This is a genomic window from Burkholderia sp. BCC1047 (assembly GCF_902833155.1).
In the GTDB taxonomy this organism is placed as follows: domain Bacteria; phylum Pseudomonadota; class Gammaproteobacteria; order Burkholderiales; family Burkholderiaceae; genus Burkholderia; species Burkholderia sola.
Map to the genome: position 1 here is coordinate 92,994 of NZ_CADFEH010000004.1, position 18,994 is coordinate 111,987.

An 18,994-nucleotide genomic window follows, 5' to 3' on the forward strand; every position below is an offset into this window, starting at 1 on the left:
GCTTGCGTTTGCATTCCTCGATATCGCTCCGCGTGAGTGGGATGCGGGGACCGTGCCGCGCCGACATCGAGCGATGTTGCAGGCGACGGAAATCGTCATGTCACTCAAGGAGTTCGCCATGAGCGAATTAGGCATTCGGCCGGGGCTCGTCCAGTCCCGCGTCGCGCAGTTCGAGAAAGGGACGAACAACGGTGCGGCCGACGGCGCGCAAAAACAATCACCCGCGCGCAGCAAAGGCCAACTGGACGGGCTATCCAGCTTCAAGGGGGCCGACGGCGCGCCGCCACCTCCGCCTCCGCCGCCCCGCAACTTTGCCAGCCTGCCGAGGCGCGGGGGGAACGTCGGCGCACAGATGCTGAGTTCGGCGCTTCATGCCGGAAGCCAGTTCATGCCGCCCGGCGTCGCGTCCACCGCCATGCATGCGGCGGCTGACATCGTGCGTCCATCGGCCCTCGGCGCGGGGGACCCGGTGACGCAAATGGCTGCGATGCAAAACGACTTCATGAAGCAGCAAAACGAGATGACGCGGCTCAACAACGCGAACACGCTGGCGGCCGCGGTCAACCAGCAGTCGCAGGAGCTCACGTCGGCACTGGCGTCGGTGGGTAACAAGGGCGCCAGCAACATTTCGAACGCCGCGAAGGGGCAGTAACGGCGACGGCGGGCCGCGGCGTTGTCGCGCGCGGCTCGCGAACGCCACGGTTCGTCCCCGCTTCCTGCCGGCCTCGTTCCTGCTTCGTCCCCGCGCTTCGCGCTTGCCTTGGCGCTCGCCATACGGGACGACTTCCTCATGCAACGTCGCTTTCCCTGTCGATGACGTTCGCGGGCAGCCGGGTCTCCCGGCCGCCCTTGCTCATCCTACTGCCCGTCATCCGCCAGCTTCATGCGCTCGACGATGCGTTCCACCGAACGCGCGTAGCGATCGCGCTCGGCAGGTGTCTCCGAATGGTACGCACCGATCGCCGCCCAGGTGTTCCCGTACTTGACCATCATCTTGTGCAGGTGCCACGCAGCCACGTAGACGCTCGAGCAGGGGTTCATGAGGTCGTCCGCCGAGACGCCGTAGCGCGACAGCAGCGGAAGGTGAATCGAGTTGATCTGCATCATGCCGTAATCGGTCGAACCGTTCCGGTTGCGATGGCGCGCGTTCGCGTTGCCATGCGATTCCTGCCACGCGATCGCGCGCAGCACGACGGGGCTCACATGTTGATAGGCCGCGGCCGCCACAAAGCAGTCGAGGGTCTGCGCGCGCACTTCGGCGGGCCGCGCGGACAGAACGGCAAGCGCCAGCACGAGCGCCGGCTTGGGTGTGAATAGTCGCGTCATGGATCATCCGGTATCCGGTAAGAGCAGCGGTGCGGGAATCGCTTCGCACCGACGTGCGAATAAAAACGCCGTCCGACCCACGCGTGTGCGTTTCGTCGGACGGCGTTGGCGGAAAAAAAGCCGCGGGCCGGCCGTGTTACCGATCGGGGGTGCAGGCGCTTTGGCGCCGCACACCGCTGCCCTCAGCGGCCCATCGTTTCCGAGGGCGCTTCCTGGAACACGCGCCGGTAGCCGTTGACCAGCGTCGAACGATGGCGCACGCCCCACTTGTTCGCGACGTCGAGCACGCGCGTGGCCGGTGCGCCGTCGTCGAGCAGATCGTCGCGAATGCGCTCCATCCGCTGGCGCCGGATCAGCTCGCTCGGCGACAGCCCGAGGTGGTTCTTGAACGCGGCCTGCATCGCGCGCTCGGTCACGCCCACATGCGATGCCACTTCGCGCACCGAAAGGTCCTTCTGGTCGAGGTTGTCCATCAGGTAGCGATAGGCGCGGCGGTATTTCGCCGGCAGGCGGGCGCTCACGTCGTCGGAGCGCTGCGCCGCGCGCGATGCCTGCATGTGATCGGCCGCGGCGGCGGGCATCGACATGCTGTCCGCGCGCACGTGCTGAATCGAGGCGAGCGCGTAGCGGCCGTAGAACTGCGCGAATTCCTGCGTGCGCATCTGCTGCTGCATGATCTTCGCGCGGCAGTAGAGGTAGTCGAGGTACCAGCGCGCATGCTGGCTGCCTTGCGAATTCGCCGCGCCGGACGCATCGAGCATCGCTTCGGCCAACGGCGTCGCGTGGCCGGCGATCGCGGCCAGCGTGATTTCGAGGCACAGGCTGCGGTGATAATCGTTGAGGCCGGCCTGGCGGCTCCAGCTCACGTATTGCTTGAGCGTGTCGCCCGCGCTCGTCCGGCCGTCGGCCAGCGACACGAGCCGGTTCAGGTGCGAGAGTCGTTCGGCCAGCAGCGGCAGCACGGTCCCGGCGGGCTGCGAGCCGGGTACCGGTGCCTCGCCCGGCTCGAACTCCGCGATTGCCGAGCGCCAGTAGATGTGATCGGCGAGTCGCTCGGCACCGTGCAGTTCGTGCTGCGCGAAGAGGTCACGCCGCAGCGCCTCCACGAGGTAGCTCCAGCGGCGATCGTCCTGCGTTGCCGCCAGCGCGGCCAGTTCGCCGAGGCGATGGCACGCCGCCTGGATCAAGCCCAGATGAAACGAAACGAGTGTCGCACCGACGAGGCTGTCGAGACGTTGGCGCGGCGTGGCCGCCTTTTCCTCGCCGACGCGCTTGAAGCAACTGAGCGCGACGTTGAACTGGTTGCGGAACAACGCTTGCCAGCCGGTATTGCGGCACGACGCGATACGCAGATCGTCGCGATGGGCGCGAATGGCTTTTTGCGCGCGGCGATACGTTTCCTCTGCTTCTTCGTGGCGGCCGAGCATCAGCTCGAGGTCGGCGCAGACTTGCAGCTGTGCGTAGCCGGGCTGGGCTTGCGCCGTGTCGGTATCGGCATGGCGTGCGGCGTGGCGGACAGCGTCGAGAAACTGGCCCTGGAGCATTTTCGAGGCGACGTCCGCAGGGGTGTCGTCGAAGGCGAGGGCCGAGGCGGCGGCGAAGTAGATCGTTGAGAACATGTCGTGCTCCTGACTCGATGAGCGATGCGTTAAGCGGCGTGAAACGATTCGTGAAGCCGTGAGCGCATGTTTTCATCGCGGGCCGATTTAGGCGCGTGTTTGTGATGGTTTGTTACCTTCGGTTTGGCATCAGCGTTGGCCGGAGAGGGCAGTGCTGCGGTGGACCTTCAAGCACGAGCGGGAGGCCTGCGTCGCGGTTGTTTGATGATTTGTTACGTTGGCTGCCGCGGTGCGCTGTTTGCCGCGGTGCACGGCGACGGCACGCGGGACGTGTTCGGTCTATGGATCGAGCAGACCGAAGGCGCGCGTTCTGGCTGCGCGCGGTCGACGACGTGAAACTGGGCGACGTGCAGGACATCCTGATCGCGGTGGTCGACGGCCTGAAGGGCTTCCCGGAAACGACGGTCGAGACCGCTTGCCGTCGGATGAGGCGGCGCTCAAACGGATCTGGTTGGCGCTGCGCAACGTCCTGGCGAGGTGAACCGGTTCCCGGCACGATTGGAAGCGCGCCATGAATCGGTTCGCGCTTGTTTATCCAGAACGATTAAACATTGGAGTTTGAATCTCAATCCGCGTCACACGCGGAATTCCGGATACCTCGCGCACGGCACCCAATTGGCGACTCGCCCGCGAACGGCGCCGTAGCACATCATTGTATCTGGCATATTTCCACGGGCGGCCATTCCGTGATTCGCGTCAAAACGTCCAAAAAATACGTGGCATCGGCCGAAGTGCCTTGCTGGGCGGGGATTGTGCCGCGAGGACGACGCGTTCGTGCCAGTGCCTGTATCATCCATGCCGGCCGAGAAAGAACGATTTTCCGAGAGTATTTTTTTACTTAAAGGCGCGGTGTACTTTGCCGTAAACACCCATTGATCTGTAGTGATATCCTTACGCGTCGTTACTGTTTTCTTACACAATTTCTTTCGAATTCCTGACGCCTTTCGGTACTGCTTTTAGGGCGGCTATTGGCATGGTTCAAGCAGATTGAAAAGAACGTGGCAACAAAAAAAATAGAGCTTCCGGCGCATCCGAGGTGCGTGAGCGATAAGAGGTGGGGCCGGGCGAGGGCGAATGTCTGGATAGCGGCGATGCCGCCGGCAATTCGGGCGCTGCTGGGCGGCGTCTGGTTCGCCTGCACGGTCGCGCACGCTTCCGATCAGCAAGTCATCGTCGACGGCGGGCAGCGCCTGGGCGGCGTCGTGCGCACGGGCGGCCACGACGTTCCGTTGCTGCGCGCGCTCGAGCAGATCATGCCGACGAGTTACAGCATCAATGTGCCGAACGCGGGCGCATGGGCCGACGCGCCCGTGAGCTGGCGCGCCGGTTCGCCGGTCGTGCATGCGCTCGGCGAGGTGCTGTCGGTCGATCCTGCGCTGCAGGCGCGGATCGATACGGATATGCGTCTGCTCACGGTGATTGCGCATGCGCGGCGCGCAAACGTTGACGCGCCGCGGCCTTTCTCGCCGGCGGCCGGCGCGGCGTCGCGCATCAACGGTGGCGCCACGAATGCGTCGTCCACCTTGCCCACGGGCGCGGCGGCGATGGCTCCCGCGGCGGGGCCTGCCATTGGACAGGCGCAGACCGTGGCGCAGGCGCGTGTTTTGACGTCGATGCCCGCAACACCGGTATCGGCTCGCACACCGGCGGCCGCACTGGCGGTCCCACCCGCACCCGCACCCGCACCCGCACCCGCACCCGCACCCGCACCCGCACCCGCACCCGCACCCGCACCCGCACCCGCACCCGCACCCGCTCTGGTGATGTCGCCCGCACCGGCAGCCGGGCCAGCCATGCCGGCATCGGTACCGGCACGTGTTTCAGCACCGCCGCGAGCGCAGGTACCGGCGCCAGCAAAGCGTGACGCCATTGAGCCCCCGCTGCTCGCCGCTACGCAATGGGCGTCCGGCCCGGGCTCGCCGGCGTCGGCGCCCGCCGCGACGCCGGCGTTCGTACCCACCGCGACGCCGGCGTTCGCACCCGCGGCGGCGCCCGAGCGCATGGAGTGGCAGATGCGCCTGTCGGACGGCTCCGTGCGCAACGCGCTCGCGCGCTGGGCGAGCGAAGCCGGCTGGCAATTCATTTGGGACGTGCCGACCGATTTTCAGGTCGACGCGACGGCCACGATACACGGCACGCTCGCCGAAGCGCTGCGTCAGGTGACCAATGCGCTCGCGGGCTCGCAGGTGCCGATCCAGGTGGTCTTGTACCAGCGCAACCGCGTCATGCGCGTCGTTCCCAAAGGAGCAAGTTGATGAGCGTCCTCCGTCGTCCTTTCGTCATCCTTGTCGCATGCCTGTCGCTGCTCGCGGGGTGCACCGGTCTCCTGGACAAGATCGAGCGCAGCTCGCAGGCCGATACCGCGCGTGCGGGGCAATTGCTCGGCAAGCTCTCGAACGGCGACAACCGCGCGGTGCCGGGCAGTGAGGACGTCATCGTCAAGGACGAACTCTGGCTTTCGGGCAAGACGATCAAGCTCGCGACGAAATCGACGCTGCCGAAGCTCTTCGACGAGCCGGCGAGCTTCGACGGCACGGTCGATTCGCTGCGCATGTTCGCCGATCGCATTTCGCGCCTCGCGCACCTGCCGGCCAAGGTTGCGCCGGGCACGAGCGAAGCGGCCGCGCGCGCGACGCAGACCGCGGTCGATATGGGCGGCGCCGGCGCCTATCCCGGCTTGCCGCCGCTGCCCCCCGGCCTGCTGCAGGGGCCCGCGCCGAGCACCAGCGCCGCGACGGTGGCCGCGCGCGTGCCGAGCGTATCCTCGCCCGTGCGCATCGCGTATTCGGGCGGCACGCTGCGCGGGCTGCTCGACACGGCGTCGGCTCGCTTCGGCGTCTACTGGAAGTACGAGGACGGCGCGATCGTCTTCTTCTACACGGCCACGCGCGTCTATCAGGTCGTCGCCATTCCGGGCGACTCGAAGCTGGATACGAACGTCGTGAGCGGGGCGAGCAACAGCGGCGGCGCGTCGAGCAACAGCGCGGGGGCGGGCGGATCGGGCGCAGGCGGCGCGGGCATCGGCGGCGGAGGCGGTGGCGGTGGAGGTGGCGGGTCGTCCGGTTCGCCGTCCGTGTCGTCGGACAACACCGCGAATATCACGATGAACGCGCAGCTCTCGGTGTACAACGGCTTGCAGACGGCGATCAAGGCGATGCTCTCTCCGGTAGGCTCGGTCATCACCTCGCCCGCCACGGGCTCGATCTCGGTCACCGATACGCCCGATGTGCTCGAGCGCGTGGGCGAGTTCATGGAGCAGCAAAACCGCGTGCTTGCGCGGCAGGTGCTCGTCAACGTGACGGTGCTCTCGGTCACGCTTTCCGCGCAGGACAGCTACGGCATCAACTGGCACGCGGTCTATCAGGCGCTCGGCACGCAGTTCGGCATCACCACCGCGTTCACGAGCATGATCCAGAACCCGAGCGAGCTCTCGGCCACGGTGATCACGCCGTCGAGCCGCGCGTCGAGCACGACGGCCATCATCGATGCGCTGTCGACGCAGGGCACGGTGCACCGCAAGACCTCGGCCTCGATCACGACGCTCAACGATCAGCCCGTTCCCGTGCAGGTGGCCGAGCAGCAAGGCTATCTCGCGCAGATCTCGACGACCAACACCGTCAACATCGGCAGCCAGACGTCGCTCACGCCGGGCACGATCACGACCGGCTTCAACCTCACGGTGCTGCCGCACATCCTCGACGACGGCACGATCATGATGCAGTTCTACAGCAACATTTCGTCGCTCGTGAACCTTGTGCCGTTCGGCCCGGCGAACCAGCAGATCCAGCTGCCGACCGTCGATACGCGCAACTTCCTGCAGCGCATCGCCGTGAAGTCGGGGCAGACGCTCGTCATCAGCGGCTACGAGGGCATCACCGATCAGGATAACCGGCAAGGCGTCGGCCATCCGTCGAACTACGCGATGGGCGGGTTCAACGCCTCCGGCACGCGCGAGGTGATCGTCATCCTGCTGTCGCCGATCGCGATCAACGGCGCTTGACGCGCGCTCGGGCACAGGATCCGTCATGGCGACGCAAGTCATCCAGATCGGCCGCCAGCGTTTCATATGCGGCCTTTTCTGGCAATCGCTCTCGCGCCGGCACGCGCTGCGCGCGGAGGCCGTGGAACTCGCCGCGCGCCTGAATTTCGATGCGATGGTGCTGCGTATCGACCGCACCTTCGCGGGCGCGGGTTTCGCGAGCACGCGCGAGGGCGCGCAACTGGGCTTGCCGTCGCTGGGCGCGCTCGTGTCGAAGACGATCGCGGCCGAAGGCGCGTTCTACGACGGACGCCAGCAGCCGGCGCCGAACTGGCTCGGTGCGTTTCATCTGCCCGACGGGCGCTGGGCCTACTTCGCCGTGCGCGACGGCGCGTTTTTGCCGAACGGTGACTGGATCGGTTCCAGCGAGGAAGTGTTCGAGCGGCTGCACGGCGATTACAGCCTCGGCGGCTGGAACGTCGTCATCGGCGATCCGCAGCTGGAAGTGCAGGGGTTCCACAACTTCTACGCGCGGCGCATCGAGGACATGATCCCGCGCCGGGGCGGCAAGCCGCATTTGCCGCGCTGGCTCAATCTGTCGCGTGTCTCGCGACGCGCACCGCGGCGCGAGGTGCTGCTCGCCGCCGCTGCGATCGTGGTGGCGGCCGCGGTGGCGGCCGGCATCGTCGCGTACCGGCGCCACCGCATGGAACTCGAGCGGCAGCAGGCGTTCGAGCGGATGCGCGCGGAGCTCGCGCTGCATCCGCCCAAGCCCGCGGCACCGCCCGAAGCGCCGCACCCGTGGGCCAGCGAGCCACGGCCCGATGCATTCGTTCGCGCGTGCCTCGATCACTTCACGCACATCGCGCCGGGCGGCTGGGAACTCGACGACTACGTTTGCCGCGCGTCGAACGTCAGCTACAGCTGGTCGCGGGGCGGATCGAACGTGGCGATGCTGATGGCGGCGGAGCCGCGCGCGACGATCGACGGCAACGGCGAGCATGCGAGCTACGTGGAGCCGCTGGCATTGCCCGTGGGGGGCGACGAAGTGCTCGATGGCGTGCGCGGCGTGCGCTTGCGCATGCTTTCCGCCTTCCAGTTGCTGGGCATCGGCCTGACGTTCACGCTGCAGCCGGCAAGCGCGCCGCAGCGCAGCCTCGCTTCGCAAACGCTGGACCGACTGCATCCGGGCGGCGGGTCGCCCCCGGCGCCGAGCTGGCAGACCTGGCGCATGTCGGCGCAACTGGACGACGTGCGGCCCGACAGCCTCATCAGGTATCTCGACGAGCCGGGTGTGCGCGTCGAGACGCTTTCATACAAATCCGGGCAGTGGACGCTCGACGGAGTGCTCTATGAGAAATGACGCTGCATTGACTGTACTGGTGCTCGCCTGCTGCGGGGCGTGGCCGTTGGCCGCGTTCGGCGAGGCCGGTGCCGCAGCTGCCACGGCCGCCGCGCCCGCTGAAGCGGCGCCGCGCATGAACGTCGTTCCGACGCCGGCCGCCGTGCAGGCAGCCAACGAACTGATGCGGCTACAGGAGGAAACGATGATCCTCAAGGCCCAGCTGAAAAAGCTCGACGCGCAAGCGCAGGTGGCGGAGCGGCAAGAAGCGCTGCACCGGATGGGCAGTACCGTCTCGTCGTATTCGGACGTGTCGCTCGTGGCGACACAAGGGCTTGGCAAGAAGCTCGGCGCAACGGTGGCGACGAGCGACGGCGCGGAGTTCGACGTCGGGCCCGGCGATACGCTGCCCAACGGCATGCGCGTGGCGGCCATTCGCCCGGGTGCGATCGTCCTCGCATCGCAAGACGGACGGCGCACGACGCTGACCGTCTCCGCGAGCGCGCGGCAGCAGCCCGCGCGCAACGTGGCGTCGACAGGCTCGCCCGGCGTGCCGCCGGTGCCGACGCTGCCTGCTTTGCCGATGTCTGCGAGGTGATGCGATGAGTTCGTCTCCGACACCGCCGGGCAAGACGCCCAAAAGCGTGACGCCGCTGATTCTTTCGCGCGCCGTGAAGCCGATCGAAACCGATCCGTCCGTGACGCAGGTTCAGCCCGTGGCCCCGGCCGCGCCGGCGCTCGCGCCCGTTGCGCGGCCACGCGAGCCGGTGCTGAGCGCCGTGGCCGCTGCCGCCGCCGCTTCGGTGCAGCCCGCGCAAACGGCGTCGCAAAGCCAGCCGCCGGGGCAGGCGCTGCCGCTCGCCGCCGTGGCGCGCCCGCTTTCCGACAGCGGCGAGTTCGCCGCGAGCGACGAGGAGCGCAAGTTTCTCTGTCTGCTCGACGACGGCACGCTGCTCGTGGCCGAAGGGCACGAAATGAATCCGTTCGTGCTGTCGTACTGCGCGCGGCTCGAACGGCTCAATTGCCGCTATACGACGCGGCTCGTGGCGCTCGATGCGATCAGGCGCAGCTATCAGGGCCCGCGCCGCGACGGCAGCGCCGAGCGCATCGATCACACGCAGATGCAGGTCGTCGCGAAGAACCTGATCGCGCGGGCGTGCGATGCGCGTGCGTCGGATATCCATATCCGTGTGAACCGCTTCAGCACGGAGATTCTGTTTCGCATCCACAACGAACTCGTGCGCATGTCGGAGCAGACGCGCGAGTACGGCGAGCGGCTGCTCGCCACGCTTTATGCGGCGATGTCGAGCGTATCGGACAACACCTACAAGCCGAACGAGCGCCAGGACGCGGCCATCGGCGATCGGGACAAGCTGCCGGACCGGCTTTTCGGCGTGCGGATCGCGACGGCGCCCACGAGCGTCGGCAGCGTCATGGTGCTGCGGCTGCTCTACAACGATGCGGGCGAGGCGACGGCCCTGACGGAGCTCGGCTTCACGGTGGCGCAGGCGAACGCGTTCGAGCTGCTCGCGCAGCAGCCGCACGGCATGAACATCATCAGCGGCCCGACCGGCTCGGGCAAATCCACGACGTTGCAGCGCGTGCTGACGAAGCAACTGCGCGAGATGGCCGGCTCGATCCACGTCATCACCGTGGAAGACCCGGTGGAGTACCCGATCGAGGGCGCGGTGCAGACGCCCGTCGTCAACGCGCCGACGGAAGAGGCGCGCTCGCTCGCGTTCGCCGCCGCGATCGCGAATGCGATGCGGCTCGATCCCGATACGATCATGATCGGCGAGGTGCGCGACCGCGCATCGGCGCAAAGCGCGTTGCGCGCCGCGATGACGGGCCATCAGGTCTGGACGACGGTGCACGCGAACGGCGCGCTCGCGATCGTGGACCGTCTCGTCGATCTCGGCTTGCCGATCGCGATGGTGACGGACGAATCGCTCGTCACGGGGCTCATCAGCCAGCGGCTCGTCAAGCTGCTGTGTCCGCACTGCTCGCGCCCGCTGGCCGAGTCGATCGCGCAGCTCGACATGGGGCTCGTCGCGCGCGTGAAGCGGGCCGTCGGCGCGCGGTTCGACGCGGTGCGCGTGGCCGGGCCCGGTTGCCCGCATTGCAAGAACGGCACGGTCGGCCGGACCGTGGTGGCCGAGGTCGTGCGCACCGACGCGACGTTTTGCGAATTGCTGCGCGCCGGGCGCAAGCCCGATGCGCAGGCGTACTGGCTCGGCGAGCTCGCGGGGCAGACGGTCGCGCAGCACGCGCTCGAAAAAGTGGCGGCGGGCCTCGTCGATCCGCGCATGGCGGAGCGCGTGGTCGGCCCGTTCATGCCGGGCAGCGGGGGGCGGCCGCAGCCGCTCGGGAGCGGCTATGGCACTTGAGCTCAACCGGCGCTGGGCGCGCCTGCAGCTCACGACGCAGGCGCGCCTGCGGCTCTATCGCAAGATCGCGAAAATGCTCGCGAACGGTTTGCCGTTGCTCAAGATTCTCGAGGAACTCGAGTTGCGTGCGTCGCACGAGGGCCGCAAGCCGAACGAGCCGCTGGCATTGACGCTCGCGGACTGGCGCAGCGTCGTGCAAAACGGCGGCATGCTGGCCGAGGCAATGGCGTGGTGGGTGCCGCATACCGAACAGATGATCGTCATGGCCGGCGAGCAGTCGGGGCGCCTGGAGGCCGCGCTGCTGAACGTGTGCAACGTCGTGCAGTACAGCCGCCGGATCCGCACGGCCATCGTCGGCGGGTTGACCTACCCGTGCGTGATCGTGGCGATGACGATCGGGTACGTGTACCTCTTCGGCCAGCTCGTGATTCCGCGCTTCGCGTCGATCGTGAACCCGGAGCGCTGGCACGGCGTGGCGAAGTCGCTCTACGAGCTGTCCCGGTTCGTGCAGGGCGGCATGATCTACTGCCTCGCGGTGCTCGCGATTCTCGTCGCGGCGCTCTTTTACTCGATGCCGCGCTGGTCCGGCAACGTGCGGGTCTGGCTCGACCGCTACCCGCCTTACTCGATCTATCGGCTCATCACGGGCTGCGGTTTTCTCGTCGCGTTTTCGTCGCTGCAGGCGGCGGGCTTCACGGTCGAACGCTCGCTCGCGCGGCTGGCCACCGATGCGAAGCCGTGGCTCAGGCGGCGAATCGACGACATGCTGTTCGGCGTGAAGTCGGGGCTCAACGTCGGCGAGGCGATGAAGAACGCCGGCTACCGGTTTCCTTCGGAGGAGATCGTCGACGATCTGTGCGTGTATGCCGAATACAAGGGCTTCGCCGAGGCGCTGCACGCGATCGCCAACGAATGGATGACCGACGGCGTGGAGACGATCGAGGCGCAGATGCGCGTGGTCAACGGCGCGGCGATCGTCGTGCTCGCGCTCGTGCTGTCGTGGCTCATCAGCGGCTTCTTCGGAATTCAGCAGGAAATTGCGGCTTTGGCTCGGAGTCTGCATTGAGCGTGCCGTGTAATGACGTGTAGGCGCAGTGCAGACGAACGGGTGTCGAAAGGAGAGGGCACGTCTTTCTTCAGTGCCGATTGAGGAAACCAAGGAGAGCAACATGAATGTCAAGACCGTCGCATCGATTCGCGCCCGGGTGGGCAGCCGCGGGTCGCGGCGCATGCAGCGTGGCGCCACGCTGCTCGAAGCGATCGCCTATCTCGGGATCGCCGCCATCGTCGTCATCGGCGCCATTGCGCTGCTGCGCGGCGCATTCGGCAGTGCTTCGTCGAATCAGACGGCCGAGCAGGTGACGGCCATCCAGACCGGCGTCAAGAAGCTGTATATGGGGCAGACCAACGGCTACAACGGGCTGACGACGACCGTCGCCATTGCCGCCGGCATCATCCCGACGACGCTCGTCATCGACACCGCGGCAAATACCGTCACCGATGCCTGGGGTGGCGCGGTAGCCGTGACGGGCACGGGCAGCGGTACCTTCACGATCGAATTCGATTCCGTGCCGACGGACGTCTGCATCAACGCGGCATCGGCTGGCGGAACGTGGACGGCCGTCTCGATCGGCAATGCGGCGCAAACCGTGCCGGTAACGCCCGCCGCCGCTCAGGCGGCGTGTGCCGGCGGTGCGAAGAAAATCGTCTGGACCTCGGCCTGATCGCGGCCCGAGTACCGGCCTTCGCCCCGATTGACGCCACGAGCCGCCCGCCATGTTCCTGATCTGGATCGTCGCCGCCTTCGCGATGCTGACCGGTGCCTACGCGCTGCTCGGCGCCGAGGCGGCGCCGGCACCGCTCGCGCCGTCGGCGATGGCGCTCGCGGCGAACATGAGCGCCTACCGGCAGGCCGTGGTGGCCTTCGCGCGCGCCAACCCGTCGTTCGTCGGCAGCGTGCCGGCGGCGAGCCTCGCGCCCTCCCTCGGGGCGACCGTTCCCGATCCGATGTGGCGGAACTACGTCCAGCCCAATACCGGCTATGCGGGCAGCCTGGTCGTGGTCTATGCGGCGTCGGCGGCGGCCGCGGCCGCGGTCGACGGCATCGAGCAGATTGCGCAGGGCTCGGCGCTGGCCGGTGTGGCGCTCGGCGCCAACCTCGTGTCCCCCGGCAACCCGGCGGTGCCGCTGCCGGCCGCACTGGCGAACGCGATCCCGAACGGCATGCCGGTATGGATGGCGCAAGCGTATGACTGAGCGCACCCACACCCTTGCCCGCACCGGCATGCGGCGCCCGGGCCCCCGCGCGCGGCCGGCTCGCCGCATGTCCGGCTTCACGATGGTGGAGATGCTGGCCGTGCTTGCACTCGCCGCATTGATGATGGCGGGCCTCGTCACGCTCACGAACTCGTCGCTCGACGATACGCGCGCGCAGCAGGCCGCGCTTTATCAGTCGCAGCTGACGGCGGCTGCCACGCGGCTCATTCGGCAAAACTACACGGCGCTCGCGGCCCAGGCCACGACCACCTCGCCGGTGATCGCGAAACTGACCGGCTCGACGTATCAGCTGTCGACCTACCTTCCGAATGCGTTGGGCGGCACGAACCCCTATGGTCAGGCGCCGTGCCTGCTCGTCTACGCGGCCCCGGGCGGCGCGAACCCGATGGCGTTGCAGGCGCTGCTCGTCACGGAGGGCGGCCGGACCATTCCCGATCCCGAACTCGGCTACATCGCGGCGAACGCCGGCCCGGGCGGCGGTTCGATCCAGGCGACGAACAATGCGAACGGCGCAGCCGTCGGCGCCTTCGGCACCTGGAAAATCGATACGCCGAACCCGGCGAATACATCGTGCACAGGCAAGAAAACGGGCACAGGCCATCTGGCGAGCCTCATTTTCTACGACGGCACGCAGGCGCAGAACGTCGACTATCTGTACCGCGTGGCCGTGCCGGGCAATCCGCAGGCGAACACGATGCAAGTGCCGATCGTGCTCGCGCGGCAGATCGACTATGCCGCCTGCACGCAGCCCGGCGCCATCGCGGCCGACGCTTCGGGCAACGTCCTCAATTGCGATGGCACGCAGAACCTCTGGGTGCCGCAGGCGGCCTATCACTGGCGCGAACCGGTGGCCGACGAAGCGGCGCTCGCGGGCGTGGCCGCGCATCAGGGCGACGTGCGGCTCACCGTCGCGACGAATCGGGCCTACGCGTACAACGGCGCCACATGGCAGGCGCTGGCGGTGGACGAAGCGGGCAATCTCGCGCTCGGCAACGCGCACACCGTCGGCGACCCATGTCCGCCCGCGCCGCAGAATTCGGCCATCGCCCCCGTGTCGGCGAGCACGACGCTCGTCTCCACCGATGCGAACGGACGCGTGCTGTCGTGCCGCGGCGGCAGGTGGCAAACGCAAAGCGAAATCGAGCCGGCGTCGTCGCTCACGGGCTGTCAGCTCGTGATGGCCAACCCGAACGGCGCGGGCGATTACTCGGCCTGCACGGGCCAGCCGGCGACGAACTTCCAGTCGGGCGCCTATTCGTACAACGGCAGCAACGGTACGTACTCATATACGTTCAGGACGACCGTCAACCTCACCAAGCCGGGGATCATCGTCGCGTCCACCTGGGCGCACCTGAACGACGGCATGTGCAACGGCCCCACCGGCAACCGGGGGCAGCTCTCGCAGAGCATCGACATCACCGACGGCGGCAACCACAACCTCGGGCATACGGAGAGCCAGACGCCGACGCTTCAGGACGATTCGGGCGGGATCAACAACGCGCTGTCCCAGGCGGGCACGCCCGGCACCTACACGATCGTCGTGACGACGAACTGGGCGACGTACGCCGGTATCACGACGCCGTGGGTCAGCAGCTTTTGCGGGGAGTCCGGCCAGACGGTGTGGAACACGCCCGTCGCGGCGGGCTGGACGATCAACTCCTACTACTGAGCGCCCGACCGTGAGCCCATCGACCCCGCACACCTTCGCAGCACCGTCACGCACGGCGCGACCGGCGAAAGCCGCGCCATTGCGCCGGCGCCGCGTTCGCGCGGGCTCAGTGCGGCGCGAGCGTCTGCAGCATTTCGTGCAGCTCGAGCCGGTTGTAGGTCGCGCGCAGCACGTCGCGCGGCAGGCATTGCTGCTTCGATACGAGGCTGAAGAGGTGATCGTTGAGCATGCGCGACATGTTGTCTTCCTTGCGCTTCATGAACTCGGCAAGGTACGGCAGCTTGCCCGGATCGGTCAGCAGTCCGCTGATCTGCTGATTGTTGTTGAAGAGCAGTTCGCTCGCGAGCACGAAGTTCTCGCCATCCTCCGTCGGTACGAGGCATTGGCAGATCACGCCGATGAGGCAGTTCGCGAGCGCGGCCGCATAGCGCTCGCGCTGCTCGGCCGGAAAGAACGACAGCAGTCGCGTGAGCGTGCCGATCGCGCTGCCCGTGTGCATCGTCGCGAGCACGAGGTGGCCCGATTCGCCGGCCTGCAGCGCCGTCTCCGCCGTCTCGGGATCGCGCACCTCGCCGACCATGATGACGTCGGGTTTCTGCCGCAGCGCCTCGCGCAGGCCGGCCGAGAAGCTCGGCGTGTCGGTCGGCACTTGCCGCTGCGAGACGATCGACGTGCGGCCCTCGAGTTCGTATTCGATCGGCTCCTCGATCGTGACGATGTGGCTGTTGCGCGTGCGGTTGATGTGCTCGAGCAGCGACGCGATCGTCGTCGTCTTTCCCGAGCCGGTCGGGCCCGTCACGAGGATCAGCCCCTTGGCGCTGTCGATCATCGAGCGCACGTAGGCGGGCAGGCCGAGCTTGTCGAGCGCGAGCGGCTGCAGCGGCAGGCGCCGGATCGAGATGACGAGCTTGCGGCCGCCATTGGTGCGGTAGATGTTGCAGCGAAGGCGGCAGCGCGTGAGCACGAACGGGCGATCGATCGCGCCGTGCTGAAGCTGCGCCTCCCAGTCCGGTTCGATCGACGCCAGCGTGGGCAGCATTTCGTCGTGGAGCACGGGCTCCTCGCCGACGGCGAGCCACCCGCGCGGCGCCTTGATCATGATCGGCCGGTCCTGCTCGATATGGATGTCGGTGAAAGTCTGCCGCAGGTCGATCAATTCGAGAATCTCGCGCGTCAGGTCGCGACGTTCGTGACTCGGAGCGTTCATCGTCAATGCCCTTCCTATGAAAGATAGTCGGAACTTACATGAAAACTTTGTCGATGTGTCGGAGAAGCACCGGGCCGCGCTGCGTACGCTTCATCGCGGGCGGCGCGTCATGAACTGGGCTCGCCGACTGGGTACCGTGGCCCTCGCCGCCGCGCTCGCATTCGGGGCGACCGCCCCCGTCGCCGAGGCGGCGGCCGTGCGCTGGAAGTCGTCGATCGTCGACTACGAAGCGCAGGGCAAGGACATCAAGGACGTGCTGCGCGACTTCGGCGCGAGCCAGGGCGTCCCCACGCGCATCGCCGCCGATGTGAGCGGCACCGTGAGCGGCAAGTTCCATCTGCCGCCGCGGCGTTTTCTCGATACGCTCGCGGCGTCGTTCGGCTTCGTGTGGTACTACGACGGCGAAGTGCTCGACATCACGACGGCCGCCGAACTGCAGAGCACGCTCGTGAAGCTCGATTCGGCCGATACGGGCGCGCTGCGCGATGCGCTCGACCGCCTGCGCATCGCCGACGAGCGCTTTCCGATCGTCTACGACAGCGCGCAGGGCACGGCGCTCGTGAGCGGGCCGCCACGCTACGTGCAGATGGTGACGAACGTGGCCTCGCGGCTCGACAACAACGCGGCGCATCGAAGCGGCACGCAGGTACGCGTCTTTCCGCTCTATCACGCGTGGGCGCACGACCGCACTGTGCCCATCGACGGCCAGCAGGTCACGCTGCAGGGCGTGGTGGCCGTGCTCAACGGCATCTACCACCCGGGCGCGGCCAAGGCCGCCGACAAGCGCGGCGAGGGTGGCCGCGCGGCGAGCGGCGTGAAGCGCACCACGCCGATCAACGACGTGAACGGCAATGCCTACAACGGCCCGTACGTACCGCCGCCGGTGCCGTCGGGCGCGGCCGGCAAGGGCATGTTCGCCGGGCTCACCGGGCAGCCTTCGCCGGCCGTGGCGGCGGCGGTGGGTGAGCCGCCGCCGCCGCAGAACACGAGCACGGCGCCGGCGAGCGACGATCAACTGCCCGTCATCGTCGCGGACCAGCGCACGAACTCCGTCGTGATTCGCGATACGGCCGACCGGATGGATCAGTACGGCAAACTGATCGATCGCCTCGACGTCAAACCGCAACTGATCGAGATCGAGGCGCACATCATCGAGATCGACGACGACGCGCTGCATCAGCTCGGCGTCGACTGGACCGCGCACAACAGCCACGTCGACGTGCAGACCGGTACCGGCACGCTCGCACAGAGCACCTACAACGGCACGCTCTCGCAGAACTTCGGCCAGACGGCGCTGGCGGGCAACATGCTCGCGGCGGCGACGCCCGTGGGCGCATCGGTGGCCGCCGTGCTCGGCGACGCCGGCCGTTATCTGATGGCGCGCATCTCGGCACTGCAGCAGACGAAGGCCGCCAAGATCGACGCGAGCCCGAAGGTCGTCACGCTCAACAACATCGAGGCCGTGATGGACAACCAGACGCAGTTTTTCGTGCCGGTGTCGGGATACACGTCGGGCGATCTCTACAGCGTATCGACGGGCATCTCGCTGCGTGTGCTGCCGATGGTCGTGGAGGAGGACGGGCGCACGCGCATCAAGCTCGACGTGGCGATTCAGGACGGCCAGCTCACCGATCAGACGGTCAGCAACCTGCCGGTGATCCAGAACAGCACGATCAACACGCAGGCGTTCATCGAGGAGGGGCAGGCGCTGCTCATCGCCGGCTATCGCGCGGACAGCGCGACGATGGGCGTGACCGGGGTGCCCGGGCTCTCGAAGATTCCGTTGATCGGCGCGCTCTTCCGGACCGACAACCGCCAGAAGAGCCACATGGAGCGGCTCTTCCTGCTGTCGCCGCGCGTCATCTCGCCGTGATGCACCGCAACCGCCCGCCCCGGGGAATGCAGGAGGCCATGTGAACGAATCCCGTACTCAGCCGCATTCGCTGCCGGGCGTGCAGCCCGCGGAGCAGCCCGAGCCGCGGGCCGCCCAATCGGGCTTGCCCGTCGACGCATGCGGCGAGGGCGCCGCCGATCGCCGCCTGTCCGACGACGACGCGCGCCGCCTGCGCGGCACGCTGCGCGGGCTGCCGTGCGGGGTGATCGTGCTCGATCGCGCGGGCGCGGTCGTCCACGCGAACGCGCGCGCGCTCGAGATGCTGGCGATGACGCTGCCCGCGGGCGTCGATTTCAGCGTGGCGCTGAGCGAGCGCTTCGAGATGACGGACGTGCCGCGGTTGCGCGATCTCGAAGCGGGCCGCGAGGTACGCGTGGACGATTCGACCTTCTGGATTCAGGCGGGCCCCGCCGGTGCGTGCGCCGGTGCGGGGGCGGGCGAATCCGTCATCGCCGTGACGGACGTGACGCCGTTCGCTCGCTCGCTCGACGAGCGCGCCATGTCGCTGCGCTTTTTGCTGCACGATCTGCGCTCGCCGCTCAATTCGATCAGCGCGCTCACGCAGCTCGATGCGAGCGACCCCGACGCGTTCGAGCGCTGCGGCGGCATGCAGCAGATCACCGCGCTCGCGCAGTACGTGCTTTCGCTCGGCGAGCAGTTCATCTTCTCGTCGGTAACCGAGCATTTGCAGGCGCGCGACTTCAAACGGTTCGATCTGCGCGCGACGCTGCGCCAGATCATCTCGCAGCTGGAGGTCACCGCCGTCTATTGCGGCGTCGCGCTACACTTGTGGCTGCCCGACAGCGCGCCGCTCTGGGTGAGCGGCATGCGCAACTTCGTGGCGCGCGCGGTCCAGAACGTTATCGACAATGCCGTTCGCGCGTCGCCGCGCGGCGAGGCGGTGACGGTGTCGATCCGGCAGGCGGACGGTTTCGCCGAGGTGGTCGTCGACGATCGCGCGGGCGGGCTGCCGGGTCTCGTCGCGGGAGATCGGCTGACCGACTTCGAGAAGCTCGGCAAGCGGACGGCAACGGGCTTCGGTCTCGGGCTCAAGCTCGCCGTGCAGATCGTCGGCATGCACGGCGGCGCGCTTTACGCCGAGCTCAACGGACAAGGCGGTACCGTGTTCGTGCTGCGTCTGCCGTGCCTGAATCCTGTCGCCGCGAAGCCGCACGCGACGTCGCTCGTCGATGCCGACCGCGCGTTGCGCGCGGCGCGCGGCGAGTGAGGCGCCAGCGCGCGGCCCGTATTCGTTTGACACGCGTTGCGCGGAGTGGGCGCCGGCTCCCGCGCG

Annotated in this window: 15 protein-coding genes and 1 pseudogene; 13 read left to right on the forward strand and 3 right to left on the reverse strand. The window is 67.7% G+C overall.

Annotated elements, in window-relative coordinates:
• The first annotated feature begins 97 nt into the window (after nucleotides 1–97).
• Nucleotides 98–652, forward strand: a complete 555-nt coding sequence (locus HWX55_RS06475) for a hypothetical protein (RefSeq protein WP_244140502.1) — start codon at nucleotides 98–100, stop codon at nucleotides 650–652.
• Between the two features lie 206 nt (nucleotides 653–858).
• On the opposite strand, the gene HWX55_RS06480 is transcribed toward HWX55_RS06475, so the two are convergent.
• Both HWX55_RS06480 and HWX55_RS06485 read right to left on the reverse strand, forming a co-directional pair.
• A complete protein-coding gene (locus tag HWX55_RS06480; protein WP_175974856.1) occupies nucleotides 859–1,326 on the reverse strand; it encodes a lytic transglycosylase domain-containing protein in 468 nt (155 codons plus the stop codon).
• Nucleotides 1,327–1,508: 182 nt separating this feature from the next.
• The gene (locus tag HWX55_RS06485) at nucleotides 1,509–2,945 is read right to left on the reverse strand and encodes a helix-turn-helix transcriptional regulator (RefSeq protein WP_175974858.1); all 1,437 of its coding nucleotides are present in this window, start codon (nucleotides 2,943–2,945) and stop codon (nucleotides 1,509–1,511) included.
• A 255-nt stretch (nucleotides 2,946–3,200) separates the two neighbouring features.
• On the opposite strand from HWX55_RS06485, the pseudogene HWX55_RS06490 reads away from it, so the two are divergent.
• The 10 genes and pseudogenes from HWX55_RS06490 to pilV all read left to right on the forward strand — a co-directional run.
• Nucleotides 3,201–3,507, forward strand: a pseudogene (locus HWX55_RS06490) (transposase); the annotation flags it as partial.
• Between the two features lie 529 nt (nucleotides 3,508–4,036).
• Nucleotides 4,037–5,200, forward strand: coding sequence for a toxin co-regulated pilus biosynthesis Q family protein (locus tag HWX55_RS06495; RefSeq protein ID WP_175974860.1), 1,164 nt, complete (start codon nucleotides 4,037–4,039; stop codon nucleotides 5,198–5,200).
• The gene (locus HWX55_RS06500) at nucleotides 5,200–6,945 is read left to right on the forward strand and encodes a PilN family type IVB pilus formation outer membrane protein (RefSeq protein ID WP_175974863.1); all 1,746 of its coding nucleotides are present in this window, start codon (nucleotides 5,200–5,202) and stop codon (nucleotides 6,943–6,945) included. Before HWX55_RS06495 ends, HWX55_RS06500 begins: the two co-directional genes overlap by 1 nt.
• A 25-nt stretch (nucleotides 6,946–6,970) precedes the next feature.
• On the forward strand, nucleotides 6,971–8,287 hold the full coding sequence (gene pilO2 / locus HWX55_RS06505) for a type 4b pilus protein PilO2 (RefSeq protein WP_175974865.1): 1,317 nt from the start codon (nucleotides 6,971–6,973) through the stop codon (nucleotides 8,285–8,287).
• 46 nt (nucleotides 8,288–8,333) lie between these two features.
• Entirely contained in the window at nucleotides 8,334–8,864 is a 531-nt protein-coding gene (gene pilP, locus HWX55_RS06510; protein WP_244140503.1) for a type IV pilus biogenesis protein PilP, read from the forward strand.
• Nucleotides 8,865–8,868: 4 nt separating this feature from the next.
• Entirely contained in the window at nucleotides 8,869–10,653 is a 1,785-nt protein-coding gene (locus HWX55_RS06515; protein ID WP_175974868.1) for an ATPase, T2SS/T4P/T4SS family, read from the forward strand.
• On the forward strand, nucleotides 10,643–11,719 hold the full coding sequence (locus tag HWX55_RS06520) for a type II secretion system F family protein (RefSeq protein ID WP_175974869.1): 1,077 nt from the start codon (nucleotides 10,643–10,645) through the stop codon (nucleotides 11,717–11,719). Before HWX55_RS06515 ends, HWX55_RS06520 begins: the two co-directional genes overlap by 11 nt.
• 103 nt (nucleotides 11,720–11,822) lie before the next feature.
• On the forward strand, nucleotides 11,823–12,377 hold the full coding sequence (locus HWX55_RS06525) for a type 4 pilus major pilin (RefSeq protein ID WP_175974871.1): 555 nt from the start codon (nucleotides 11,823–11,825) through the stop codon (nucleotides 12,375–12,377).
• Nucleotides 12,378–12,429: 52 nt separating this feature from the next.
• Entirely contained in the window at nucleotides 12,430–12,909 is a 480-nt protein-coding gene (gene pilM, locus HWX55_RS06530) for a type IV pilus biogenesis protein PilM (protein ID WP_175974873.1), read from the forward strand.
• A complete protein-coding gene (gene pilV, locus HWX55_RS06535; RefSeq protein ID WP_175974875.1) occupies nucleotides 12,902–14,599 on the forward strand; it encodes a shufflon system plasmid conjugative transfer pilus tip adhesin PilV in 1,698 nt (565 codons plus the stop codon). Before pilM ends, pilV begins: the two co-directional genes overlap by 8 nt.
• A gap of 106 nt (nucleotides 14,600–14,705) precedes the next feature.
• Here the strand turns inward: pilV and HWX55_RS06540 are convergent, their stop codons facing one another.
• A complete protein-coding gene (locus HWX55_RS06540; RefSeq protein ID WP_027782676.1) occupies nucleotides 14,706–15,806 on the reverse strand; it encodes an ATPase, T2SS/T4P/T4SS family in 1,101 nt (366 codons plus the stop codon).
• A gap of 109 nt (nucleotides 15,807–15,915) precedes the next feature.
• Between HWX55_RS06540 and sctC the strand changes: the two genes are divergently transcribed.
• Entirely contained in the window at nucleotides 15,916–17,679 is a 1,764-nt protein-coding gene (gene sctC / locus HWX55_RS06545) for a type III secretion system outer membrane ring subunit SctC (protein WP_175974877.1), read from the forward strand.
• A 40-nt stretch (nucleotides 17,680–17,719) separates the two neighbouring features.
• Nucleotides 17,720–18,928 (forward strand): PAS domain-containing sensor histidine kinase, encoded by a 1,209-nt coding sequence (locus HWX55_RS06550; protein ID WP_175974879.1) that lies wholly within the window; start codon nucleotides 17,720–17,722, stop codon nucleotides 18,926–18,928.
• Nucleotides 18,929–18,994: the final 66 nt, after the last annotated feature.